The organism is Mesorhizobium sp. LEGMi-168a (assembly GCF_058312955.1).
The window spans coordinates 1-1043 of sequence record NZ_JBZEGV010000153.1 but is presented as its reverse complement, the minus strand read 5'-3'; the positions used below and the strand labels follow the sequence as shown (position 1 = coordinate 1043).

The 1043-nt window shown below is 56.9% G+C and carries 1 protein-coding gene and 1 pseudogene; one reads left to right on the top strand and one right to left on the bottom strand.

Features of this window, described 5'->3' with window-relative positions; all coding sequences use genetic code 11:
- Positions 1-148: 148 nt before the first annotated feature.
- Positions 149-442: pseudogene (locus AC4FWB_RS34580) on the top strand (transposase); the annotation flags it as partial.
- Between the two features lie 22 nt (positions 443-464).
- On the opposite strand, the gene AC4FWB_RS34575 reads toward AC4FWB_RS34580, so the two are convergent.
- The coding region (locus AC4FWB_RS34575; protein WP_491030695.1) for a M20/M25/M40 family metallo-hydrolase at positions 465-1043 on the bottom strand (579 nt) is incomplete at its 5' end.

Genomic DNA, 1043 nt, shown 5'->3' with positions numbered 1-1043 from the left:
GTCGCCCAACCAAGCTCGGACCGCGGCGATACTTCAGCGTGCCGTCGACTCGATCGATTGGTCGATCACACCATGTTCGGCGCCTTGCGAATAGCAGGAGCTGCAACTCGTCGCCCTCTCCACACCAGCGCAGTCAGCACGCTGGTTGACGACATGCTTCACGATGCTGCTTCTTCTTCCCCTACTGGCGGGGCATGGCGAAGTTCTGCGTAAGAATGGCCCTGCTCTCGCTGGATATGGAACTGAATGGTGCGCGACGCGATTACGCGCACCATCATCACCTTGCCCGAAGAACTCCATCGTTCGCTGACCTGGGATCTGGGAGCCGCATGGCTCAGCACGATCGCCTCAAGATCGACACGGGGCATCCAGGTCTACTTTTGCGATCCCGCAAAGCCCACGGCAGCGAGGCACCAATGAGAAGACCAATGGGCTACTGCGTTAGTCGCTTCGTCTGTCGACGCTCAGACAGCTAAAGCCGTCTCGACCAACTTCACCCAATAGCCAATGCCGTAAGGCAAGGCCTGGTCATTGAAATCAAAGGCTGGGTTATGACAGTCAGCGGTCAGCCCATTACCAAGCAGAATGTAGGCCCCCGGCCGCGCCTCAAGCATATAAGCGAAGTCTTCTGCGCCCAGACTTACCTTGACCGCATCGTTCACGGAGGCGGCCCCCACGAGGTCTTGAGCCGCCGTGATCGCCAGTCGGGTTTCTTCAGGATGATTAATGGTAGGCGGAACGGAACGAAGGTATTTGAATTCGACATCCGCACCAAATCCGCGCGCGATACCTTGGGTGACGGCCAACATTTCTCGTTCGGCAAAGTCCCTCAGACCAGGTGAAAGGGTCCTGACGGTTCCGGATATTGCAACTTGATCGGGAATGATGTTGTAAGCCTGTGCGGCACTTAACTTCGTAACCGAAATCACCAGTGATTCCAGAGGGTCTGTCTTACGCGAGACTAGGCACTGCACAGCAAGGATGATCTGTGCGGCAATAACAACTGGATCGATGGTACGGTCGGGCTCTGCCGCATGTCCGCC